Source organism: Priestia sp. P5_B4, assembly GCF_056400385.1.
Window position 1 is genome coordinate 1 of record NZ_JBFULJ010001206.1, and the last position, 897, is coordinate 897.

The following is an 897-nucleotide window of genomic DNA, read 5'->3' on the forward strand; positions in this document are numbered from 1 at the left end:
AAGAAGTACTTTATCATTGGGATGATTGTAGCTGTAAGTTTGTTCGTTGCTATTTACATTTATAAAAAGTTCAAAGTAACGATTAAAAAGATAGCAATTAATTGTCTCAAGTGGATAGTAAATGTGTTTCATACGCGGAAACGGGCAGGGCTTGTTTTTATATTTACAGCATTAGTAACATTAGGGTTTATTCTGCTTATGATTGGAATGACGCAAGACTTTATCGCAAACGAGTTTGGAGATTTTAACAAAATAACGAGTCTATTAATAACAGCCCTTTTTAATAAAGATTGGAATGTACCAATGCGGATATTTTTCATGCTGGGATCCAGGCAAGTTCTGGTGGCATTAATTTCCTTTACACTTGTGTGGATTTTATGGAAAGGCAGAGATAAAAAAATCGAATTATTATCTCTGGTAGCTGTTGCAGGCGGCGGAGAGCTATACGAAGAAAGCCTAAGACGAATTTTCCACCATTTCTCCCCTATTAGAAAATCGTTGATAGAACAGCTTTCATACACCTTTCCAAGCGAGCAGTCTTTGATGGCTTTTGTTATTTATGGGTTTGCTGTATTTATGCTGGTTCGACACTCTAAAAGATTATGGACTCCTACATTAGCACCAATAGCAGCCATTCTTATTTTATTGCTTATTGCGATTAGTCGTTTGTACCTGAGCATACAATATCCCAGCGATATTGCAGCAGGATATGTATTTGGAGGAGTATGGCTAGGGTTAAACGTTTTACTTCTTGAAACCTTCCGTCTTATGAAAGGTATTAGTCTATAGCGGTTCACTAAAAAGAAAGTCAAACTAAATAGGAACTTATCTTGGCCAAATGGCATTTATTATATTTTGAACGACGGGAAAGGAGAAGCTGCATGCAAAACCGTATTT

Annotated in this window: 1 protein-coding gene; it reads left to right on the forward strand. The window is 36.5% G+C overall.

Translation table 11 applies throughout. From position 1 onward, the window contains the following. The coding region (locus AC1DRF_RS29965) for a phosphatase PAP2 family protein (RefSeq protein ID WP_477742569.1) at positions 1–789 on the forward strand (789 nt) is incomplete at its 5' end. Between the last annotated feature and the right edge of the window lie 108 nt (positions 790–897).